The organism is Bradyrhizobium sp. 1 (genome assembly GCF_023073315.1).
Taxonomy (GTDB): domain Bacteria; phylum Pseudomonadota; class Alphaproteobacteria; order Rhizobiales; family Xanthobacteraceae; genus Bradyrhizobium.
Genome location: NZ_JADPJH010000022.1, coordinates 295,467 through 315,701 on the forward strand (window position 1 = coordinate 295,467; position 20,235 = coordinate 315,701).

22 protein-coding genes and 1 other RNA gene are annotated in these 20,235 nt (G+C 63.2%); 12 read left to right on the forward strand and 11 right to left on the reverse strand.

Annotated elements, in window-relative coordinates; translation table 11 throughout:
* Window positions 1-11: 11 nt before the first annotated feature.
* The 5 genes from IVB29_RS18090 to IVB29_RS18110 form a co-directional block, all read right to left on the reverse strand.
* Complete coding sequence (locus IVB29_RS18090; protein ID WP_247504731.1) at window positions 12-983, reverse strand: tripartite tricarboxylate transporter substrate binding protein BugD; 972 nt, start codon at window positions 981-983, stop codon at window positions 12-14.
* Window positions 984-1,121: 138 nt separating this feature from the next.
* Complete coding sequence (locus tag IVB29_RS18095) at window positions 1,122-2,687, reverse strand: tripartite tricarboxylate transporter permease (protein ID WP_247504732.1); 1,566 nt, start codon at window positions 2,685-2,687, stop codon at window positions 1,122-1,124.
* Window positions 2,688-2,694: 7 nt separating this feature from the next.
* Window positions 2,695-3,456: a tripartite tricarboxylate transporter TctB family protein gene (locus IVB29_RS18100; protein ID WP_247504733.1), complete on the reverse strand. Its 762-nt coding sequence runs from the start codon at window positions 3,454-3,456 to the stop codon at window positions 2,695-2,697.
* A 95-nt stretch (window positions 3,457-3,551) separates the two neighbouring features.
* Complete coding sequence (locus tag IVB29_RS18105; protein ID WP_247504734.1) at window positions 3,552-4,082, reverse strand: chromate transporter; 531 nt, start codon at window positions 4,080-4,082, stop codon at window positions 3,552-3,554.
* Window positions 4,079-4,684 (reverse strand): chromate transporter, encoded by a 606-nt coding sequence (locus IVB29_RS18110; RefSeq protein ID WP_247504735.1) that lies wholly within the window; start codon window positions 4,682-4,684, stop codon window positions 4,079-4,081. Before IVB29_RS18110 ends, IVB29_RS18105 begins: the two co-directional genes overlap by 4 nt.
* 95 nt (window positions 4,685-4,779) lie before the next feature.
* Here IVB29_RS18110 and ssrA point away from each other — a divergent pair.
* The 7 genes from ssrA to IVB29_RS18145 all read left to right on the forward strand — a co-directional run bounded on the left by ssrA (window position 4,780) and on the right by IVB29_RS18145 (window position 10,323).
* Window positions 4,780-5,154, forward strand: a transfer-messenger RNA (tmRNA) gene (ssrA, locus tag IVB29_RS18115).
* 114 nt (window positions 5,155-5,268) lie between these two features.
* Window positions 5,269-5,778: a ClpXP protease specificity-enhancing factor SspB gene (locus tag IVB29_RS18120; protein WP_247505130.1), complete on the forward strand. Its 510-nt coding sequence runs from the start codon at window positions 5,269-5,271 to the stop codon at window positions 5,776-5,778.
* A 90-nt stretch (window positions 5,779-5,868) separates the two neighbouring features.
* Window positions 5,869-7,302, forward strand: a complete 1,434-nt coding sequence (gene fumC / locus IVB29_RS18125) for a class II fumarate hydratase (protein ID WP_247504736.1) — start codon at window positions 5,869-5,871, stop codon at window positions 7,300-7,302.
* Window positions 7,303-7,580: 278 nt separating this feature from the next.
* Window positions 7,581-7,769 carry a DUF4169 family protein gene (locus tag IVB29_RS18130; protein WP_247504737.1) on the forward strand — a complete coding sequence of 63 codons (189 nt, stop codon included), beginning with the start codon at window positions 7,581-7,583 and terminating at the stop codon, window positions 7,767-7,769.
* On the forward strand, window positions 7,766-8,017 hold the full coding sequence (locus IVB29_RS18135) for a ribbon-helix-helix domain-containing protein (protein WP_092022051.1): 252 nt from the start codon (window positions 7,766-7,768) through the stop codon (window positions 8,015-8,017). Before IVB29_RS18130 ends, IVB29_RS18135 begins: the two co-directional genes overlap by 4 nt.
* Window positions 8,018-8,134: 117 nt before the next feature.
* Window positions 8,135-8,410: a FeoA family protein gene (locus IVB29_RS18140; RefSeq protein ID WP_247504738.1), complete on the forward strand. Its 276-nt coding sequence runs from the start codon at window positions 8,135-8,137 to the stop codon at window positions 8,408-8,410.
* 38 nt (window positions 8,411-8,448) lie between these two features.
* Window positions 8,449-10,323, forward strand: coding sequence for a ferrous iron transporter B (locus tag IVB29_RS18145; protein ID WP_247504739.1), 1,875 nt, complete (start codon window positions 8,449-8,451; stop codon window positions 10,321-10,323).
* Between the two features lie 222 nt (window positions 10,324-10,545).
* On the opposite strand, the gene IVB29_RS18150 is transcribed toward IVB29_RS18145, so the two are convergent.
* The 4 genes from IVB29_RS18150 to soxC form a co-directional block, all read right to left on the reverse strand.
* Complete coding sequence (locus IVB29_RS18150) at window positions 10,546-10,776, reverse strand: hypothetical protein (protein ID WP_247505131.1); 231 nt, start codon at window positions 10,774-10,776, stop codon at window positions 10,546-10,548.
* A 131-nt stretch (window positions 10,777-10,907) separates the two neighbouring features.
* Window positions 10,908-11,378, reverse strand: coding sequence for a DUF302 domain-containing protein (locus IVB29_RS18155; protein ID WP_247504740.1), 471 nt, complete (start codon window positions 11,376-11,378; stop codon window positions 10,908-10,910).
* Between the two features lie 10 nt (window positions 11,379-11,388).
* The gene (locus IVB29_RS18160) at window positions 11,389-11,937 is read right to left on the reverse strand and encodes a cytochrome c (protein WP_247504741.1); all 549 of its coding nucleotides are present in this window, start codon (window positions 11,935-11,937) and stop codon (window positions 11,389-11,391) included.
* Window positions 11,924-13,195, reverse strand: coding sequence for a sulfite dehydrogenase (gene soxC / locus IVB29_RS18165; RefSeq protein WP_247504742.1), 1,272 nt, complete (start codon window positions 13,193-13,195; stop codon window positions 11,924-11,926). Before soxC ends, IVB29_RS18160 begins: the two co-directional genes overlap by 14 nt.
* 481 nt (window positions 13,196-13,676) lie before the next feature.
* On the opposite strand from soxC, the gene IVB29_RS18170 reads away from it, so the two are divergent.
* From IVB29_RS18170 to IVB29_RS18185, 4 genes are all read left to right on the forward strand, one after another.
* Window positions 13,677-13,841 (forward strand): hypothetical protein, encoded by a 165-nt coding sequence (locus tag IVB29_RS18170; protein ID WP_247504743.1) that lies wholly within the window; start codon window positions 13,677-13,679, stop codon window positions 13,839-13,841.
* 127 nt (window positions 13,842-13,968) lie between these two features.
* Window positions 13,969-15,360 (forward strand): HWE histidine kinase domain-containing protein, encoded by a 1,392-nt coding sequence (locus tag IVB29_RS18175; RefSeq protein WP_247504744.1) that lies wholly within the window; start codon window positions 13,969-13,971, stop codon window positions 15,358-15,360.
* A gap of 207 nt (window positions 15,361-15,567) precedes the next feature.
* Window positions 15,568-17,082 carry an ATPase domain-containing protein gene (locus IVB29_RS18180; RefSeq protein ID WP_247504745.1) on the forward strand — a complete coding sequence of 505 codons (1,515 nt, stop codon included), beginning with the start codon at window positions 15,568-15,570 and terminating at the stop codon, window positions 17,080-17,082.
* Entirely contained in the window at window positions 17,079-18,785 is a 1,707-nt protein-coding gene (locus tag IVB29_RS18185) for a response regulator (protein ID WP_247504746.1), read from the forward strand. Before IVB29_RS18180 ends, IVB29_RS18185 begins: the two co-directional genes overlap by 4 nt.
* A gap of 17 nt (window positions 18,786-18,802) precedes the next feature.
* Here IVB29_RS18185 and IVB29_RS18190 read toward each other — a convergent pair whose 3' ends face one another.
* Complete coding sequence (locus tag IVB29_RS18190; RefSeq protein WP_247504747.1) at window positions 18,803-19,117, reverse strand: hypothetical protein; 315 nt, start codon at window positions 19,115-19,117, stop codon at window positions 18,803-18,805.
* Window positions 19,118-19,323: 206 nt separating this feature from the next.
* Between IVB29_RS18190 and IVB29_RS18195 the strand changes: the two genes are divergently transcribed.
* Window positions 19,324-19,821: a GNAT family N-acetyltransferase gene (locus IVB29_RS18195; RefSeq protein WP_247504748.1), complete on the forward strand. Its 498-nt coding sequence runs from the start codon at window positions 19,324-19,326 to the stop codon at window positions 19,819-19,821.
* Window positions 19,822-19,966: 145 nt separating this feature from the next.
* Here the strand turns inward: IVB29_RS18195 and IVB29_RS18200 are convergent.
* Window positions 19,967-20,235 (reverse strand): outer membrane beta-barrel protein (locus IVB29_RS18200; protein WP_247504749.1); only part of this gene is annotated, 269 nt, incomplete at its 5' end.

Consider the following 20,235-nt stretch of genomic DNA (forward strand, 5'->3'; position numbering starts at 1 on the left):
GAAAGTGCTGGTTAACTCGCCGGCTTGAGCACGGGGGTCCACTTCGCGATTTCGCTCTTCACGAGAGCGGCGAGCGCCTCCGGCGTCCGGTCCTTGGGCACCGGGATGACGCTGCCGAGCTCGAGCAGGCGCTTCTTCACGGTCTCGTCGTCGAGCGCCTTGATGGCGGCGGCGTTCAGGCTCGCGATGATCGCGGGCGAAGTTCCCTTCGGCGCGAACATCGCGTTCCAGGCCTGGGCCTGGAATCCCGGCAGGCCGGCTTCCGCGGTCGTCGGCACGTTCGGCAGCGACGGATTGCGCTCCGGCGTTGCGATCGCATAGGCCTTGATGGTGCCGGCATTGATCTGCGGCACGGCGTTGACGATCTGGTCGCAGATGTAATCGACCTGCCCCGCCACCAGCGCGTTCATCGCGGGTCCCGTGCCGTTGAAGGGCACACCGACCGGCTTGATGTCGAGGATGGAGTGCAGCAGCTCGCAGGAGACGTGCGAGACCGAGCCGATGCCGGCATGCGCCGCATTCACCTTCTCGGAATTCGCCTTCACGTAAGTGACGAACTCCTTCAAATCCTTCGGCGGAAAGTCCTTGCGCGCGAGAATGAGGATCGGCGTGCCCGCGAGCAGCGCGACCGGCTCGAAGTCTTTCTCCGGATGATAGGCGAGCTTCGGATAGAGCGGCACCGAGGCCGCGTGCGTGCCCATGTGCCCGGTGATGAGCGTATATCCGTCATTGGTGGCACGCGCGGCACGCGTGGTCGCGGTCGTTCCACCGGCACCGACGACGTTCTCGATGATGATGCTCTGGCCTAGCGTCTGCGCCATGTGCGAAGTGACGATGCGCGAGATCACGTCGGTCGGTCCGCCGGCCGCGAACGGCACGATCATGGTGATGCTGCGCGTCGGATAGGTCTGCGCTTTCGCCGGCGCGACAAAGCCGCACAGCGACGCGAGACATGCGCCAGCAAGCGCGCGAATGAAGGTCATCTCGATCTCCCGGACACAAACAAAAATGCCGGCCACAAGGGCCGGCATTCTCATTTCACGAAGGCGTCACAGAAGTCGATTGGACTTCCGAATGCGGCGCGCGGACGCAGGGCGCCGCGCGGACGCAGGGCGCCGCGATCAGTTCTCCGACTCGGTGAACACCTCGTCGCGCTTGGCGCGCAGCGCGGGCAGCACTGTGAGGATCAAGAGAAACGCCGCGATCGCCAGCAGCACGGCCGACAACGGACGCGTCAGGAACACGCTCCAGTCGCCGCGCGAGATCAGCAGCGCGCGACGCAGGTTCTCTTCCATCAGCGGTCCCAGCACCATGCCGAGCAGCAGCGGCGCCGGCTCGAAATCGTGCTTGATCAGCCAGTAGCCGACCAGACCGAACACGCCTGCGAGGATGACGTCGACCGGTGCGTTGTTCACCGAGTAGATGCCGATCGCGCAGAAGATCACGATCGAGGGGAACATCAGCCGGTAAGGTACACGCAGCAGCCGCACCCAGATTCCGACCAGCGGCAGGTTGATGATGATCAGCATGAGATTGCCGATCCACATCGAGGCGATCATGCCCCAGACGAGCTCCGGCTGCTTCTGCATCACCTGCGGACCCGGCACGATGCCGTGGATGGTCATCGCGCCCACCATCAGCGCCATCACCGCATTCGGCGGGATGCCGAGCGTCAGCAGCGGGATGAAGGAGGTCTGCGCCGCGGCGTTGTTGGCGCTTTCCGGCGCCGCCACGCCCTCGATCGCACCGCGGCCGAACCGCGACGGGTTCTTGGCGATCTTCTTCTCGAGCGTATAGGACGCAAAGGATGCGATGACGGCGCCGCCCCCCGGCAGAATGCCGAGGATCGAGCCGAGCACGGTGCCGCGCAGGATCGCAGGCGCCGAGTCGATCAGGTCTTTCCTGGTCGGCATCAGACCGGTGATCTTCTGCTGCACGAGATCGCGGTTCATCTCGGCACCGGCGTCGAGATTGCGGATGATCTCGGCGAAACCAAACACGCCCATCGCCACCGTCGCGAAGCCGAGTCCGTCGGCGAGCTCCGGAATGTTGAATGCCATGCGCGAAGCGCCGGTCTCGATGTCCGAGCCGACCATCGACAGCAACAGGCCGAACACGATCATCGCGATCGCCTTCAGCACCGAGCCCTTGGCCAGCACCACCGCGAAAATCAGGCCGAGCACCATCAGCGAGAAATATTCGGCCGGGCCAAACGCCAGCGCGAGCTTGGTCAGCGGTGCACCGAGCACGGCGATGAGCACGGTCGCGACGCAGCCGGCGAAGAACGAGCCGATGGCGGCGATCGCCAGCGCCGGGCCGGCGCGGCCCTGCTTGGCCATCTGGTGGCCGTCGATGGCGGTGACCACCGATGTCGCTTCGCCCGGAATATTGACCAGGATCGAGGTGGTCGAGCCGCCATACTGGGCGCCGTAATAGATGCCGGCGAGCATGATCAGCGCGCCGACCGGCGGCAATCCGAACGTGATCGGCAGCAGCATCGCCACTGTTGCGACGGTGCCGATGCCCGGCAGCACGCCGACAAGCGTGCCGACCAGTGCACCGATCAGGCACATGAGAATATTGATCGAGATCGGGAGCGACAGCCCGTAGAGCCACCAGGGTGACCACCAGGAGATCTGAAACACGACACCGAAACCGAGGCCCAGATTGTGGAAGAGATCGAACATCACACCCTCACTGAACCAGGAAGCGCGGGAACATCGGCATCGGCAGCCCGAGCACGTAGGGGAAGAGCAGCGCGCAGCCGAGCGTCAGGCAGGCGCCAACGATGATCGCTTCGACCCAGCGCGTCTCATGCGTGCCCATCGCCGAGATCAGGAAGCTCGCGAACGCCGTAACCACAACCCCAAGCGGACGAATCGCCAGGGCGAAGAAGACGATCGAGATCATCACGAAGAGCGGCCCGCGCCAGGCATAGTGCGCCATCGCCGGTCCATCGGTCAAAAGTCCCGTCAATGCGATGCCGGCGCCAAGCGCCACGAGGAGCCCGCCAAACATCCGCGGCGCCGTGCCTGCGCCAAAGGAGAAGCCGCGCATGCCCTGCAAATCGCTGGAAGCCCACAGTGCAAACAACGCCAGCGCCATCAGCACGATCCCGCCGACATAGTCCTGTGCCGACCTGATCGTCATGAAGAGCGTGAGGATCGCCACCGCAAACAGCGGATAGGAATAGACCAGCGCCAGCAGCACATCGGATGACGCCTTCTTGGTGTCACCGCCGACCGCCCCGAGCAACGCTCCGGGCGCGCCCGCGAGCAGCGCGGTTGCATGGCTGATCACGACGGTGGATGGGCCGCGGCCGGCGCCCCAGCCAAAGATCGTCCCGAACGACCAGATGAATTCGAAAATCTGCGGCGCCAGGGCCAGCAGACAGAAGCTGATCGCCACCGACGTGTTTCGGGTGGCTGTCGCCGAGTGGCCCATCGTATCGGCCATGCATGTCTCCTCCGCGACTCCATTAAGTCACGCGCACTGTTGTTCTATCGGCTGGAAATTGAACCCCCGCCCGGCTCACTGCCTAGCGATTTTCATTACACAATGCCAGCAAAACCCAACAGGCCCCCGGCGAGCAAAAGCCACAGTGGATTGACGCGCGAGATGGATGCGACCACTGCAACCGCCGCGGTCAAAAGCAGTGCAACAAAAGTCCGATCGGTGGACTGGGCCAGGATCAGGGCGCTGGCTGCCATCAGTCCGATCGAAAGGGGAACCAGTGCAGCCTGAATCAGGGCGGGCCAGCGCGATTGGCTGGGCCGGCTCAGGAGACGGCTGACATAATAGGCAAGCAGCGCCGTCGGCAGGCACATCGCCAGCGTCGCCGCCAGCGCGCCGGGGATGCCGGCGACGGCATAGCCGATTAACGTCACGATAAGCACGTTTGGACCTGGCGAGAGCTGCGCGATCGCATAGGCGTCGGCGAACTGCTTCTCGGTCATCCAGTGATGCACATCGACCGCGATACGATGCATCTCCGGCACCGCCGCCGCGGCGCCGCCAACCGCGAACAGCGACATTAGACCAAAGGTGGAGATCAGCGCCCAGATCGGGTTTTCGCTGGTCATGCTGCTACCTTCCGCCGCATCAAATAGGTCGCGCCGATGCTGACGGGGATCGCGACCAGCAGCACCGCCTGGAGCGGCAGGCGGAGCACACCGATGGCCACGAAGACGCCGAGCATCAGGACGATCACGACGACGTCCATCCGCTTGAACAAGGGCGTCATCATCCGGAAGACCACTGCGATCAAGAGGCCGACCGCCGCGCAGGAGATGCCCGCGAGAATACGACGCAGCACCTCCACGTCGCCGAACCGGGCGTAGATGATCGCAAGCACCGTCATGATCAGCGTCGGCGGTAGCAACAGCCCGGTAAAGGCGGCCACGCCGCCCGCGATCCCCCGCAGCCGCGATCCGAACACCATCGACAGATTGACGATGTTGGGCCCGGGCAGGAAATGGCAGAGCGCAAAGGTCTCGTTGAACTCCTCCGCCGTCATCCAGCGGTGCTGGTCGACAATGGCGTGCCGGGCAAACACCAAAACCCCGCCGAAGCCGGCCAGCGACATCCGGGCAAAGGCCAGGAACAGCGCGAGTAGGCCGGGCGGTGGGGCATGGGCGGCAGGATGGTCCGGCTCTTGGGCGGCCGGTGCAGAATCCGGGGACATGTCAGCAGCTTAGAACGCAGGCAGCTTCGGGGCCAAGACCATATGGACGGCCGTCCGGAACCTATCCAAAGGGAACCGCAGGCCTCTGCTCGAAACACCTGTCATTTGAAACCTTTGCCCCCTATATTGGGGGTGCCGGTTCGCCGGCTATGGAAATAAACGGTCGTCGCAATAAACCATTCGGACCCGGGGGCGGTACCCGGCGCCTCCACCAAAGCTCATCGTTCGGCGAGCTTGGCCCACCGAGAGGTGAGCTTCGGCGGGGGCGAAATAGGATCGACGAGGGCGTAAAGGGCGAACTTTTTCCCGGTATTGTTCCGCCGTTATCGGGCTATGCAATAGTTGCCAACGACAACTTTGCTCCGGTTGCTCAGGCTGCGTAACGCAGTTTGAAAGACCATTCTGAAGTCCTAACGGGTTAAGCTCCGTTAGGCGGGGTTCGGAGGCACCTGGCAACAGAAGCCTCCACTTACCTCTTATTTCCTTCCCGGCGGGGACTCCTGCTGACCCGTCAGGCGCGGTACTATTGCGGCTTGGCGAGTCGGGCCGGCAGGGCCCAACTCCTGGAATGCGACAGGACCACGATAGTGACCGATCATATCCGATACGATGTGCTGGCCCGCGATGCGCTGCGCGGCGTGCTGCGGAAGGTGCTGACCGATGCCGCGTCCCAGGGACTGCCGGGCGAGCACCATTTCTTCATCACCTTCGTGTCGAAGGCCGACGGTGTGAAGATCTCATCGCGGTTGCTGGCGCAATATCCGGAAGAGATGACGATCATCCTCCAGCACCAGTTCTGGGACCTGACCGTGCTTGAGGATCGCTTCGAGGTCGGCCTGTCCTTCGGCGGCATTCCCGAGCGGCTGATCGTGCCGTTCAGCGCCATCAAGAGCTTCCTCGATCCGTCCGTGAAATTCGGCCTCCAGTTCGATACCTCCGATGTCGCCGAGGTCGCGCCGGAGACGCTGCCGGCCGCTCCCGCGCCGTCGGCTGTCGCAGTCACTGCCGAAGCGGCGGAAAGCGCCGACGAGCCGACCGCCCCGAACCAGGGCGGCGCCGAAGTCGTGCGGCTCGATCGTTTCCGCAAGAAATGATCTAGGCTGTCGCGCGAAGCCGTCGCGCCGGGCCAAACACCCTATATAGAAGAGCATATGACAGGGCCGCGCGGCGTTTCGTGCGGCAGAATGGATGTGCTCATGGCCAAAGCTGCCCGCTCGACAACCGCCCGTCCCGCCACCCGCATCGAGACCGACAGTTTCGGACCCATCGAGGTGCCCGCCGATCGCTATTGGGGGGCGCAGACCGAACGCTCGCGCCAGAATTTCCGCATCGGCATCGACCGCATGCCGATCTCGCTGGTGCATGCACTCGGCATCGTCAAGCTCGCGGCGGCACAGTCCAACCTCGAGCTCGGCCTGCTCGACCAGCGCCGCGCCAATGCGATCATCCGCGCCGCGCGCGAGGTGATCGAGGGCAAGCTCGACGACCATTTCCCGCTTGTGGTGTGGCAGACCGGCTCGGGCACCCAGAGCAACATGAACCTCAACGAGGTGATCGCCAACCGCGCCAATGAGATGCTCGGCGGCGAGCTCGGCGCCAAGAAGCCGGTGCATCCCAACGATCACGTCAACATGAGCCAGTCGTCGAACGACTCGTTTCCCACCGCGATGCACATCGCGGCCGCAAGCCGCATCACTGCCGATCTCGTTCCTGCCCTCGGCGAGCTGCTCAATGCGTTGCGCAAGAAGGAAAAGGAGTTTTCGAAGATCGTGAAGATCGGCCGGACTCATACCCAGGATGCGACGCCGCTGACGCTTGGCCAGGAATTTTCAGGCTATGCCGCGCAGGTCGAGAGCGGCATCGCGCGGCTGAAGGTCGCAGTGAAAGACCTCTATCCGCTGGCGCAGGGCGGCACCGCCGTCGGCACCGGCCTCAACTCCAAGCCGCGCTTTGCAAAACTGTTCGCAAAGCACGCTGTCGGGATCACGAAGCTGCCCTTCACCAGCGCCGCCAACAAATTCGAGGCCCTGGCTTCCAACGACGCCTATGTGCTGGTGCACGGCGCCATCAATTCGGTCGCGACGGGCCTGTTCAAGATCGCCAACGACATCCGCCTGCTCGGATCGGGCCCGCGCTCGGGCCTTGGCGAGCTGATCCTGCCGGAGAACGAGCCGGGCTCGTCGATCATGCCGGGCAAGGTCAATCCGACGCAATGCGAGGCGATGACGATGGTGTGCTGCCAGGTGTTCGGCAATCACACTGCCATCACGATCGCCGGCAGCCAGGGCCATTTCGAGCTCAACGTCTACAAGCCCGTGCTGGCCTACAACATGCTGCACTCGATCCGCCTGATGGCGGACGCCGCGCGCTCCTTCACCGAACATTGCGTCAGCGGCATCCGCGCCGATGAGAAGCGCATCAGTGAGCTGATGCAGCGCTCGCTGATGCTGGTGACGGCGCTCGCCCCGAAAATCGGCTACGACAATGCCGCCAAGGTGGCCAAGACCGCGCACGCCAACGGCACCACGCTGAAGGAAGAGGCGCTGCGGCTCGGCTTCGTCTCGGGCGACGAATTCGACCGCCTGGTGCAGCCGGAGAAAATGACGCGGCCCGGATGAATTCCGAATTCCGATAGTCATCCGTAATGATACGGAGCCCTGAAGCTCATAAATATAAGGCTTAAAGGACAGGATTTGATTACCGTCAATGTTGCGGCGAGGCGGCGTGTTACGCAAGGCCTCTCCGCCCTTGACGGGGCTAATTCATCGTTTGATGGCCCAAGCGGCCGATTGACGAGGACGAGCGAATGGCGATCAAGTCTTGTGGGGCGCAGCATGGCGCCCTGTTTCTGAATGTTTCATCCTGCCTGAGGAGGATCGGATGATGGAGACGCGGCATGGCGAACGTCATCAACTTGAATCGTTTCCGGAAGCGCGCCGAGCGGGAAGCCTCGGCGAAGCAGGCGGACGCCAACCGAACGAAGTTCGGCCGCACGAAGGCGGAACGGTCGGCGGAGGAGACGCACGCGGACAAGGCGAAGGCGCATCTGGACCAGCACCAGATCGATCACGAGGACCAATCATGAAGTCGCCCGTCGTGAAACGATCGATTGTGGTCGCAGGCCACAAGACCAGCGTCAGCCTGGAAGAGGCGTTCTGGAACGGCATGAAGGAGATCTCGGGCCTGCGCAACATGACGCTGTCCGAGCTGGTCGGCGAAATCGACGGCGCCCGCCAGCAGGGCAATTTGTCCTCGGCGATCCGCCTGTTCGTGCTCGACTACTTCAAGAGCCGCGCCATGGCCGCCATCCAGGCGGACAAGGTCCCGGCCTAGTCGCCGCCGGGGCGCTTTGCCCACGGCTTCGTGATCTGCACTTTAAAATCACTCTAAGGTGCAGCTTCGGCGTGCCAGCGCGCTTGACCTCAATGCCCTGCGTTGAAAATACAGGGCATGACCGATACCCATGACACGCGCCGCGAGTTGCCGCTGGGCCTGGCCCGCCGCGGCTATACCGGAATCATCCAGCACCTCTCCGCCAAGGATGCGGGCTCGGCCCTCTCCGACATCGAGCTGGAGAGCCGGCTGATTGAGCTCGGCTTCGTCGAGGGCGCCCGGGTCGAGGTCCTGCACGAAGGCCTGGTCGGGCGCGACCCCATTGCCGTCCGTGTCGACAACATCACGATCGCGGTCCGCCGTCGTGAGGCCATGGCCATCATCGTCGCGTAGACAGCGACCGGATATTTGATTCCAAGGCCTTTGATCACATGGAATTACCCCTGCTGCATCTCGCCCTGGTCGGCACGCCCAACAGCGGCAAGACCTCGCTGTTCAATGCCCTGACCGGCAGCCGGCAGAAGGTCGCGAACTATCCGGGCGTCACCGTCGAGCGCAAGGAAGGCTTCTTCGTCACCCCGCAGGGACGTCAGGTCTCGGTGGTGGACCTGCCCGGCACCTATTCGCTGCGCGGACGCAGCCCGGACGAGGAGATCACCCGCGACTTCGTGCTCGGCAAGGCCACCGGCGAGACCGTGCCGGACCTCGTGCTGTGCGTGGCCGATTCCACCAATCTCCGCCTGACCATCCGCCTGCTGCTGGAGCTGAAGCGCACCGGACGGCCGATGGTCCTCGTGCTCAACATGTTCGATATCGCGTCCCGCCGCGGCATCAGCGTCGACGTCGCGCGGCTCGCCAAGGAGCTCGGCGTGCCCGTGGTCACCTCGATCGCGGTGCGCAAGGGCGGCACGGCCGACCTCCTGGCTCTGACGGACGAGATCTCGGCCAAGCTCGCCGCCGAGCTTCAGCAGGAGAACAATTGGCGCGCGCTCAGCGTTGCCGAACTGCGCGCCACCCAGCGCGAGGCCGACCGCATCATCGGCGACTGTGTCAGCCTGCCTGCCAGGCCCGACACCTGGACCGCGCGGATCGATGCCGTGGTGCTGCATCCGGTCGGCGGGCTGGTCGTGCTCGCACTGATCCTGTTCGTGATGTTCCAGGCGGTGTTCGCCTGGGCGCAGCCGCTGATGGATCTGCTCAACAATGGCTTCGACGCGCTCGGCGAGTTCGTGCACGCCACCCTGCCCACAGGCCTGGTGCAGAGCTTCCTTCAGAACGGCGTGATCTCGGGCGTCGGCAGCGTCATCGTGTTCCTGCCGCAGATTATCATCATCTTCCTGTTCATCCTGCTGCTGGAAGATTTCGGCTACATGGCGCGCGCCGCGTTCCTGATGGACCGCATCATGGGCGGCGCCGGCCTGCACGGCCGCGCCTTCATTCCGCTGCTGTCGAGCTTTGCCTGTGCCATTCCCGGCATCATGGCGACGCGCGTGATCGACAACAAGCGCGACCGGCTGACCACGATTTTGATCGCGCCGCTGATGACCTGCTCGGCGCGCATTCCCGTCTACACACTGATCATCTCCGCCTTCATTCCCGCGAAGGACGTCTGGGGCTTCATCAACCTCCAGGGCCTCGTGATGTTCGGCCTCTACGCCACCGGTATCGCCAGCGCGCTCGCCGTTTCGTTCCTGATCAAGTTCTTCATGCTGCGCGACTTTGCGCCGGCGCCGTTCATGCTCGAGCTGCCGGACTACAAAATGCCGCAGCTGAAATCGATCGCGATCGGCGTCTATACGCGGGCCAAGATGTTTCTGCATCGCGCCGGCACCACGATCTTCTCGATGATGGTGCTGATCTGGTTCCTCGCCTCGTTCCCGCAACCGCCGGCGGGCGCAACCGAGCCTGCCATCGACTTCAGCCTCGCCGCCATCATCGGCAAGGCGCTCGAGCCCTTGCTCGCGCCGGTCGGCTTCAACTGGCAGATCGCGGTCGCGCTGATCCCGGGCATGGCGGCGCGCGAGGTCGCGGTCGCAGCGCTCGGCACCGTCTATGCGATCGAAGGCGGCAAGGAAGCGGCCGAGCAGATCGGCTCGGTGCTGGCGACGAAATGGTCGCTAGCGACCGCGCTGTCAATGCTGGCCTGGTACATCTTCGCCCCGCAATGCGCGTCCACGCTGGCGGTGATCCGGCGCGAGACCGGCAGCTGGGGATGGATGGCGGCGACGTTCGGCTACATGCTGGTGCTGGCGTATGCGGCGAGCCTTTTGACGTACAATGTCGCGGTTGCCATGGGGGCTGGGTAACGCCCTCGTACCCACAACTGCGAAAACAACCCCATGCACAGTAGACGGGGGCTGTGAAATCAATGGGTTACGCGTCCGCGAAAATCCGTCGACCGTAGCCCCGGGCGTAGCGCAGCGAGATCCGAGCTACAAACGCGACAAAACACCAAATACCGAATCTCATCTTGACTTGTCGGGCAACACACCGGCATAATGTAATCATGGATCGCTGCCTTCGACGCTTCAGCGCGGGCGGTCCTGTCCTTCCTCCGCATCGCTTTCCGGCTCCCTGATCAGCACGGCGGGTTCGTCATAGCCTTTGCGGCTGCTGTAAAACACCAGCGCCATCAAGCCGACGCCGACGACCAGCGAGAACACGACACCAAGCACCAGCGCGACATAGCCCGACGCCGGCACGCTGGTATCAGTGCTGGTCCAGCCGAGATAGCCGAGAACGGACGCAGCAACGAGCATCGCGCATAACCCCGCGATGACCAGCCATCTCGCGAGCCCGCCGCCTTGCGGCATGGATGATGCCGGTTGCCCGTCAGTGCTGTTCTCAGTGCTGTTCATGGCGCTCTCCTCGCGCAGCCGTCGTGTCCCGCTTACGGTGCGGTGGCCTTGGTCGCGATCGCATGCAGGGCCCCGGTCATCGCCGTGACGGCAGCCTTGGCCGGCTCACCGACGCCATGACGCCCGGCGAGATAGGCGGGATCGTTGTAGCTCAGCCAGGTTGCGCCTTGCTCGTCCTGCCAGACCAGCGCCTTCAGCGGCAGGTCGATGCCGACAGTCTGCGCCTGCTGCATCAGCGGCGTGCCGCCCTTGGCATTGCCGAAGATCAAAAGATCGGTTGGCCGCAGCGGCATTCCGACAGCGGCAGCGCCCGCGGCATGATCGACGCGGGCAAAAACGGTGAGGCCCTTCGCCTTCACCTCGGCCTCGAGCCGCTTCATCGTCTCTTCCGGCCCGAAGCCGCTCTTGATGGTAATGAGTCCGTCTGCTGCCATGGCCTGTGTCTCCCATAAACATGCCGCTGCAACCAGAGCGGCGATCCTGAACAGTGCCGAGAGCTTCATGCTCGCCCGCTCACTTCTTGCGGAATAATCGCGCCGGGTCGAACTCCGGTTCCGGAACGAAGCCGTCGCGGTTGGGCATTTTGATCTTCGGTAGCGTGTCCTTGTCGACCTTGCCGTCCGCTGGGACGATGCCGTTGAGGCTGAGGATGTAGGCGGTGACGGCGTAGGTGTCATCGGTGCTGAGCGAGCCCGGCGTCGGATACGGCATCGCGCGATGAATGTAGTCGAACAAGGTCGTCGCATAAGGCCAGAAGCTGCCGACAGTCTTGACCGGCATGTTCGACGCGAGCGACCCCTGCCCTCCGGCGAGACGATCCTTGATGCCGCCCTGGCCGTTCTCGCCGTGACAGGCCGTGCAATTGTCGGAGAAGACCTGCTTGCCCTGCGCGACCGTGCCGCTGCCGTCAGGCAGACCCTTGCCGTCGGGTCCGACGTCGATGTCCCACAGCTTGATCTCCTCCGGCGTCGCCGGTCGCCCGAAATCGAAAGCCAGCGCGGGGGCCGCGAGCAGGCCGACTGCGACCGCGCCTGCGAGGAACAGCTTGTCATGCGAGAACATTGCGGACCCTTCCTGCTTCGTCGATGCTCCAGGTCTGCTGGGCGTTGTAGTGGAACAGCGCATTGCTCCCCATCGCTGCGATGAAGGATTGCCGGTCCGGCTGAACGTTGCCCTGGTCGTCGGTGGAGCGGCTTACGATTTTGGTCGGCTTGCCGTCCCAGACCCAATCCATCTGGAAGCGCACCTGCGCCTTGGACAAGACCGGCTGGCTCAACTGCGCCTGCTTCCAGGTCTTCGCGCCGTCGGTGGAGATATGGACCTTGGCGATCTTGCCATGGCCGCTCCAGGCAAGGCCGGAGATGCAATTGTAACCTGGCTGGATCTGCATCATGCCCGAGGGCTGGGTGATGACGGAGTTGGTCTCCATCCTGAGCTGAAACTGCCGAGCCTTGCCGTTGGAAAGCAGCTGCGTATAGCGCGCGGTCTCCCAGCGCGTCATCCAGGGCTCGTTGCCGAACTTGAGGCGGCGCAGCCATTTGATGTTGAGGTTGCCCTCGAAGCCCGGCATCACCAGCCGCATCGGGAAACCGTGCGCGGGCCGCAGCGGTTCGCCGTTCTGCCCGTAGGCGACGAAGGCCTCGTTCACGATCTCGTCAGTGAGGGGAATGCTGCGATCGACGCCTGCGCCGTCGCCGCCCTCGGCGAGCATCCAGTTCGAGCTCTCCTCCTTGGCTACGATGTCGATCAGGAATTTCAGCGGCACGCCGGTCCATTCATTGGTGCTGACCAGGCCGTGCGTATTCTGCACCGTCAGATCGGGATCGGCCTTCTTCCAGTTTTCCCATCCGTTGCCGGTGCATTCGATGAAAACCACCCGGGTGACCGACGGCATCCGCTTCAAATCGTCGACACCGAAGACCAACGGCTTTTGCACCATGCCGTGGATGAGCAATCGGTGCTGCGCGGGATCGATATCGGGCACGCCGGAATGGCTGCGCTCGTAATGCAGATCGGTCGGCGTGATGTTGCCCACCAGCCTCTGATGCGGCGTCTTGGAGTTGATGGCATCGCCGGGATCGATATTGCGCTTGCCCGGCGTGGATTCGGGAATGCGATCGATCTTGACGAAGCGTGAGCGTTCGCTGTGCGCGCTCAGATCAGCGCCGGGCCCGCGATCGGGGACGTCGGCCAGCGTTTCTGCACCGGCGGCTTCGGTCGCGACTGCGCTAAGAAACCCCGCCGAGAGGCTTCCCACGAAGCCGCGACGCGAAAGATTCGCGGATCGCGGTAATAATTCGATTGGCGCCTTGGACGTCATACCCTCTAGATCCTCTCCTGTTGAAGTCGTGCTTTTTTGGAATCGCGACCGTCTTTCATCTCATGACATTTACCGGGCCCTGCCGAAATTGCTCGTTAGGTTGTGTTAGAAACAATGAGCGTTGGCGCACTCATTCGCGTGATGACTCGTTCGTTCGAACGTGAACGACAGGCGCTTTGCATGGTTGCCGCATGGCGATGGCCACGTGGCACGAAGCACGGCAAACGCCGCCGCAGCCTCGATCTCAAGCGGCCCGGCGTGCTTGGCGGAGCCAGGATAGAAGCAACCGTCGGCGACTACGGGCTTCAAGCGAGTTGCCCCATCGGGCACAACTAGAGCACGATGGCTTCATCGAGGAATTGGCAGGTCGCCGATCGCCGGACCATGGCGCTTCTTCGCAGGCCTGTGATCACGCTTCCCCAGTGCCGATGGAACTTTTCCGCAGAGGTGCCGTTGTCTCATCTCTCCACGGAAGTTTTCAATGGGCAGGATGTCGGACGAGTTGCGGGATAAGGCCCGCCGGGCAGAGCGTCTCTCCAGCACGATCGGCAGCCTTGAAGATGCGCGGAAGCTTCGCGAGCTCTCAAGGCAGTTCGATGCGGAGGCCGATGCGCTGGACTTCAGCACCAAGGAGAAGGCCGGTTAGTCGGACCGCTCCTGGCGCCGCGACCGTTTCGCATGGGAATTATCCGAAGCTCCACGGGAACTATCCGCTGACGTCATCAACCGAATTTGCTTCGCTGGTCGAGGTACCTTTGTCGCTCGCTCTCGAAATGCCGATCCTCGCGCCCATCCTCGAGTCCTTCCTGGAGCTGGATCAGGCTGTGCTCGACGTGCTGCCGATCGGCATCTACGCGTGCGACGCAGACGGTCAGATCCTCAAGGTCAACCGGAAGGCAATCGAGCTGTGGGGACGAGCGCCACGGCTGCTCGACCCGACGCAGCGCTTTTGCGCTTCGTTCAGGATGGAGAGCCTCGCAGGGGAGTTCATTGCCGCGGACAGAACGCCGATGGCCCGCGCCGTGATCGAGGGCGAAGGTTGCGAAGGCGTCGAGACCATCGTGCAGAACCGCGATGGCAGGCGATGGATCGCCCGCGCTACCGTCGCCCTGTTGCGCGACGAAAACGGCATCCCCGTGGGCGCCATCAATTGTTTTCAGGATGTCACGCGCGAGCACGCGATGAGGGCCGCGCTGGAGCAACAGCAAAAGACGTTCGACCTCGCCATGATCGCGTCCCGGATGGGGACGTGGCGCTACACGATGGCCGACAACGTCTGCATCTACGACGGTAATGCTCAGGCACTGTACGGACTGACGAAAGCTGCCTTTCTTCACGACGACGAAGGCGTGAAGGACAAGTTTCATCCCGACGATCTTGCCGTGATGTGGGAGCGCGTCGCCAAGGCCCTGCAGCTGGACGGAGACGGCAAGTACGAGGTCGAGTACCGGGTGAAGCAGCGCGACGGCAGCTGGCGCTGGCTGAGTGCCTGGGGCCTCGTCGAGTTCGAAGGGCAAGGCGAAAACCGCAAGCCGATCGCGATCGCCGGTGCGAGCCGCGATCTGACCGAGCTGAAGCAAGCGGAAGAATTGCAGCAGCTGCTCATCAACGAATTGAACCATCGGGTGAAGAACACGCTGGCCACCGTCCAGTCCATCGCCGCGCAGACGATCAGAGGTGCGACGGACTTGCAGGCGGCTCGATCCGTCCTCGATGGAAGGATCGTCTCGCTCGCGCGAGCCCATGATCTCCTCACGGAGCGCAGTTGGGCCGGCGCCGATCTGATCGATGTCGCATCGCGCGCCATGCAACCTTTCAGGGCCGGCCAGATCGCGATCGATGGCCCGTCGATCGACCTGCCGCCGAAGCACGCGCTTGCGCTCTCGCTTGCCTTGCACGAGCTCGCCACCAACGCGTCGAAATACGGCGCGCTCTCGCAAGACGCGGGACGCGTCGCGATCAGCTGGCAGGCTCAGGCCGAACAGTTGAGCCTAGTCTGGCAGGAATTCGGCGGGCCGCCCGTGGTCGGCAAATCCCGTATCGGGTTCGGCACCCGCATGCTCGAAGACGTCCTGACTCAGGATCTTGACGGCGAAACTCTCCTGGAGTTTGCCCCGGAAGGACTTCGCTGCGCCATCACGGCAAGTCTTGAGGCACGCTCCTAGGACGTGTGGCTGCGATCCGTTTTCCGTTTCGCGCCAAGCCCTGCCACGACCTGACCGGTTCGCCTCTTTCCGGCATGGAACTGTGCGCCGCGCTTTGAGTTCCTTTTCACAACGTCCCTTTTCGACCAAGGCCTTAGTCTTGAGACCTTAGTCTGGGACCCGACACCGATGGCGCCCTTTTCGGGGTAAAAAGCGTCAGGAAGTCCGATGATCAGTAAAGCCGGTGCCGCTCAACACGGTGAGCCCGAAGATTTGCCCAGGATTTCGACAGGCAGCGAGGGGCTCGACGACATCCTCGGAGGGGGCTTCGACGCCAACCGGATGTACCTGTACGAAGGCAGGCCCGGCACCGGCAAGACCACCATTGCGCTGCAATTCCTGCTGAAGGGCGTCCGCGACGGCGAACGGGTGCTCTACATTTCCCTGTCCGAGACCAAGCGCGAGCTGGACCTGGTGGCGAAGCGGCATGGCTGGTCGCTCGTGGGTGTCGACATTTTCGAGTTGGTGCCGCCGGAGACGACGCTCGATCCAGACCGAGAGCTTACCGTCTTCCATCCCGCCGAGATGGAGCTGAGCGAAACCACCGGTCTGGTATTCAAGGAAGTCGAGCGCATCAATCCCACCCGCGTGGTGCTCGACAGCCTGTCCGAATTGCGCCTGCTTGCACAGAACCCGCTTCGCTACCGGCGCCAGGTTCTGGCCTTGAAGCATTTCTTCACCCATCGCAGGTGCACGGTCGTCCTCCTCGACGATCTCTCCTCGTCTCAGGACGATGTGCAGTTGCATTCGATCGCGCATGGCGTGGTGATGCTCGAACAACTCGCCATCGATTATGGCTCGGAGCGGCGCCGGCTTCGCGTGATCAAGATGCGCGGCATGAAGTTTCGTGGCGGCTTCCACGATTTCAACATCGAGGCGGGAGGCTTGCGGATCTTCCCCCGCCTGGTCGCGGCCGAACATCACAAGTCCTTTTCCGGCGAGCTCACTCCCAGCGGAAATGCCGAGCTGGATCAACTCTTGGGGGGCGGTCTCGAGCGTGGCACCAACGCGCTTCTCATTGGCGCTGCCGGAGTTGGCAAATCATCCGTTGCACTCACTTACGCGACGGCAGCGGCAGAGCGCGGCGAGCGTGCCGCCTTCTTCGCATTCGACGAAGGTCGCGGCACGGTAGAGGCGCGTGCCCGGACGCTCGGTTTACCTCTTGAAGAGTACGTTGAATCCGGACTTATCCGCTTTCAGCAGATTGATCCCGCCGAGCTGTCGCCGGGCGAGTTTGCCGCAAATGTGCGGAAGAGCGTCGAAATCGACAACGCCCGCGTCGTCGTCATCGACAGTCTGAACGGCTATCTGGCCGCGATGCCGGACGAGCGATTTCTCATCCTGCAGATGCACGAGCTCCTGACCTATCTCGGCCAGCAGGGCGTCCTCACGATCCTCGTCCTCGCTCAACATGGGTTGGTCGGCCCCATGGATACGCCGCTCGACATCAGCTATTTGAGCGATGCGGTGGTCATGCTGCGCTACTTCGAGATGGGCGGGACGGTGCGGCGCGCCTTGTCGGTCGTCAAGAAGCGCAGCGGCCATCACGAGCATACGATCCGCGAGTTTCGCCTTGGCAGCGCCGGCATCAAACTCGGCCCGCCGCTCCGGGACTTCAGCGGCATCTTCTCCGGCAATCCCCAATATACCGGCAAGGCCACGCCGGAAGGGTCCGCCGGATGAGCGCAGACCGCGATCAGCAGGTTCTGATATTCGCTCCGATCGGCCGCGACGGACAGGCTTCCGCCGAGCTTTTCCGTAACGCGAACCTTGCGGCTATCAATTGTCGAAGTCTCCCTGAGCTCGTCAGCGAGATGACCGCGGGCGTGGGCGCGGTTTTCCTGGCCGAGGAAGGCCTGTTCGGGAAAGACACGGCGCCGCTGGCGCAATGGATCGCGACCCAGCCTCCCTGGTCGGACCTGCCTTTCGTCATCCTCACCAGTCATCGCGAGCAGCCCGCTGTCGTCGCATGGCGCCGTAGTATCGTCGCGCTCCTCCGTAACGTCTCGCTGCTCGAGCGGCCCGTCCAGCCGATGACGCTGACAAGCGCCATCCAGTCGGCCATGCGCGCCCGGAGGCGCCAATACGAGATCCGGGCTCTGCTCGAAGCGCGCGAGCAGACGGCTCAACAGCTCGAGCAGCTGGTGGTCGACCGCACGAGCGCACTGGAGGAAGCCAACGAGCAATTGCGCCTGGAAATGAAAGAGCGCGCCCGGGTCGAGGAGACACTCCGGCAGGCCCAGAAGATCGAAGCCATCGGTCAATTGACCGGCGGGGTGGCGCATGACTTCAACAATCTGCTGATGGTCATTTCGGGTGGCCTGGACATGCTCGACCGCCAGGCAGACCCGGCCCGCCGTCGCCGCCTGATGGACGGAATGGTGCAGGCCGCACAGCGCGGGGCGAGCCTGACCAGGCAGCTTCTGGCGTTCTCGCGCCGGCAGACGCTGCGGCCGGAGCCCGTCGACGTCGCCGCGCAGATGGGCGGCATGCGCGAACTGCTGGATCGAAGCCTGAGAGGCGACGTTCACGTCGAGTTCGATTTTCCGGACACGCTCTGGCCGGTGGAGGTCGATCCCGGCGAGCTCGAACTCGTCATCCTCAACCTCGCCGTCAACGCCCGCGACGCCATGTCCAATGGCGGCACGATTGTCGTGCGCGGAGAAAACCTTGCCGATCTCAATGACGAGCAGATTGCCGGAGACTACGTGCGCCTGTCCGTCGTCGATACCGGCGCCGGCATGGCGCCGGAGATCCTGTCGCGCGTTTTCGAACCGTTCTTCACGACCAAGGAGATCGGAAAGGGCTCGGGCCTCGGGCTGGCCCAGGTTCATGGATTTGCGACGCAGTCACGGGGCACGGTTCGCATTCGATCGGAGCTTGGCAAAGGCACCAGCATCGAGCTCTATTTGCCGCGATCGCACAACGTTCCTTCCAGGGAGCGCCACCTCATTGATCTCAACATGGTGCGGCCAAAAAAGAACAATCACGGCCGAATCCTTCTGGTCGAGGACGACGACGAGGTTGCAGCACTGGTGAGCGAGATGCTGGAACAGCTCGGCTACGACGTCACGCGCGCTGCGAGCGGCGTCGCCGCGCTTGGTGCCCTGGCTGACGGCCGCGCCGTCGACCTCGTTTTCTCGGATATCATGATGCCCGGCGGGATGAATGGGGTCGAACTGGCGCGGGAAATCAAGAGACGGCGAACCGACTTACCTGTCCTCCTGACCAGCGGATACTCCGAGGCGGCGGTTCACGACGCCGAACTAGCGGGTATCCAGATTTTGCCGAAACCCTATCATATCGACGAACTGGCCGCGGCGCTCGGCGCGGTGAAGGCAGAATCGGGACGCGACACGGAGTCCAAGCGACTTAACCGGCGCTGATATCGCGCTGCCCCTCATCAGGAGCGGCCGGGTCCATCCTCCCCATCGCTCTCCTGCTCCCGGATCAACACCGCGGGTTCGTCATAGCCTTTGCGACTGCTGTAAAACACCAGCGCCATCAGGCCGACGCCGACGATGAGCGAGAACACGACGCCGAGCACCAGCGCAACATAGCCCGACGCCGGCACGCTCGTGTCCGTGCTGGTCCAGCCGAGATAGCCGAGAATGCACGCGGCCACGAGCATCGCGCATAACAGCGCGATGACCAGCCATCTCGCGAGCTTGCCGCCTTGCGGAGTGGATGGTGCCGATTGCCCGTCCGTGCTGTTCATGGACCTCTCCTCAAGCAGGCGCTACGGCGGGGTGGCCTTGGTCGCGATCGCATGCATGCGCGACATTGACCGGACACTCCATAAATTGCTCGTTAGGTTGTGTTAGAAACCATGAGCATCAGTGAAGTCATTCGCGCGATGACTCTCTCGCCCGACTGGGATCTAGAAACATCCGTAGTTCCGCAGAATGTCCGGCAGATACGACCATGAATCGCTTCAGTACTGACAGACTGACCGCCGAGAAGCTCGACGAAAGCCACCTCTCCGATCTGGTCGCACTGCATCTCGATGCCGAAGTGTCCCGTTATCTCGGCGGGGTGCGCTCGGCGGAGGCAACGAGAACCTATCTCGCCGTCAACATGGCCCATTGGGACCAGAACGGTTTTGGGCTGTTTGTGCTGCGAACGAAAGACGGGACGTTCGCCGGGCGGGCCGGCATCAGGCACATCATCGTGGATGACGTCGACGAGATCGAGATTGCCTACACGTTCAAGCGCGAATTCTGGGGACAGGGATTTGCCAGCGAGATCGCGATCGCGCTGACGGAGATCGGAATGTCACAGCTGAAATTGCCGTCACTCATTGGCCTCGTCTTTGTCGCACATGGCGCGTCGCGCCGCGTGCTGGAGAAGGCGAACTACCGGCTCGAGAAGAGCACGACGCAACACGACGAGGACGTCGTGATCTACCGCATCCGGCGGTGAGAGGCGCAGGCATGATGGGTTTCGCAAGAGCTCTACCCATCCTACGGACTGATGCTGGAAGCGAGCAATATTCCGCCGTTTTTCGTCGTCCCATGAAAAGGCCCCGGCGCAAGCCGGGGCCTGAAATTGCCGGGAAGACGCGAACTCAATAGCGAGCGGTGACCGGCGCACCGTAACCGCCGAAGCGGTAGTTCACCCGAAGTGTGACCATGTCCACATCCTGGCTGACCCCGTTGCCGAGGAGGGTGAAGCCTCCGGGCGTGACCACGCCTGCGAAGGATGTGTTGTCACGCCCCATCCAGAGATGGTCGTATTCGACACCAACCGACCAGTTCGGCGCGAATCCATATTCCCAGCCGACGCCCAGGGCACCGCCCCAGCGCGTGTGCCCCGCCGAGGCCAGGCCGACCCCGG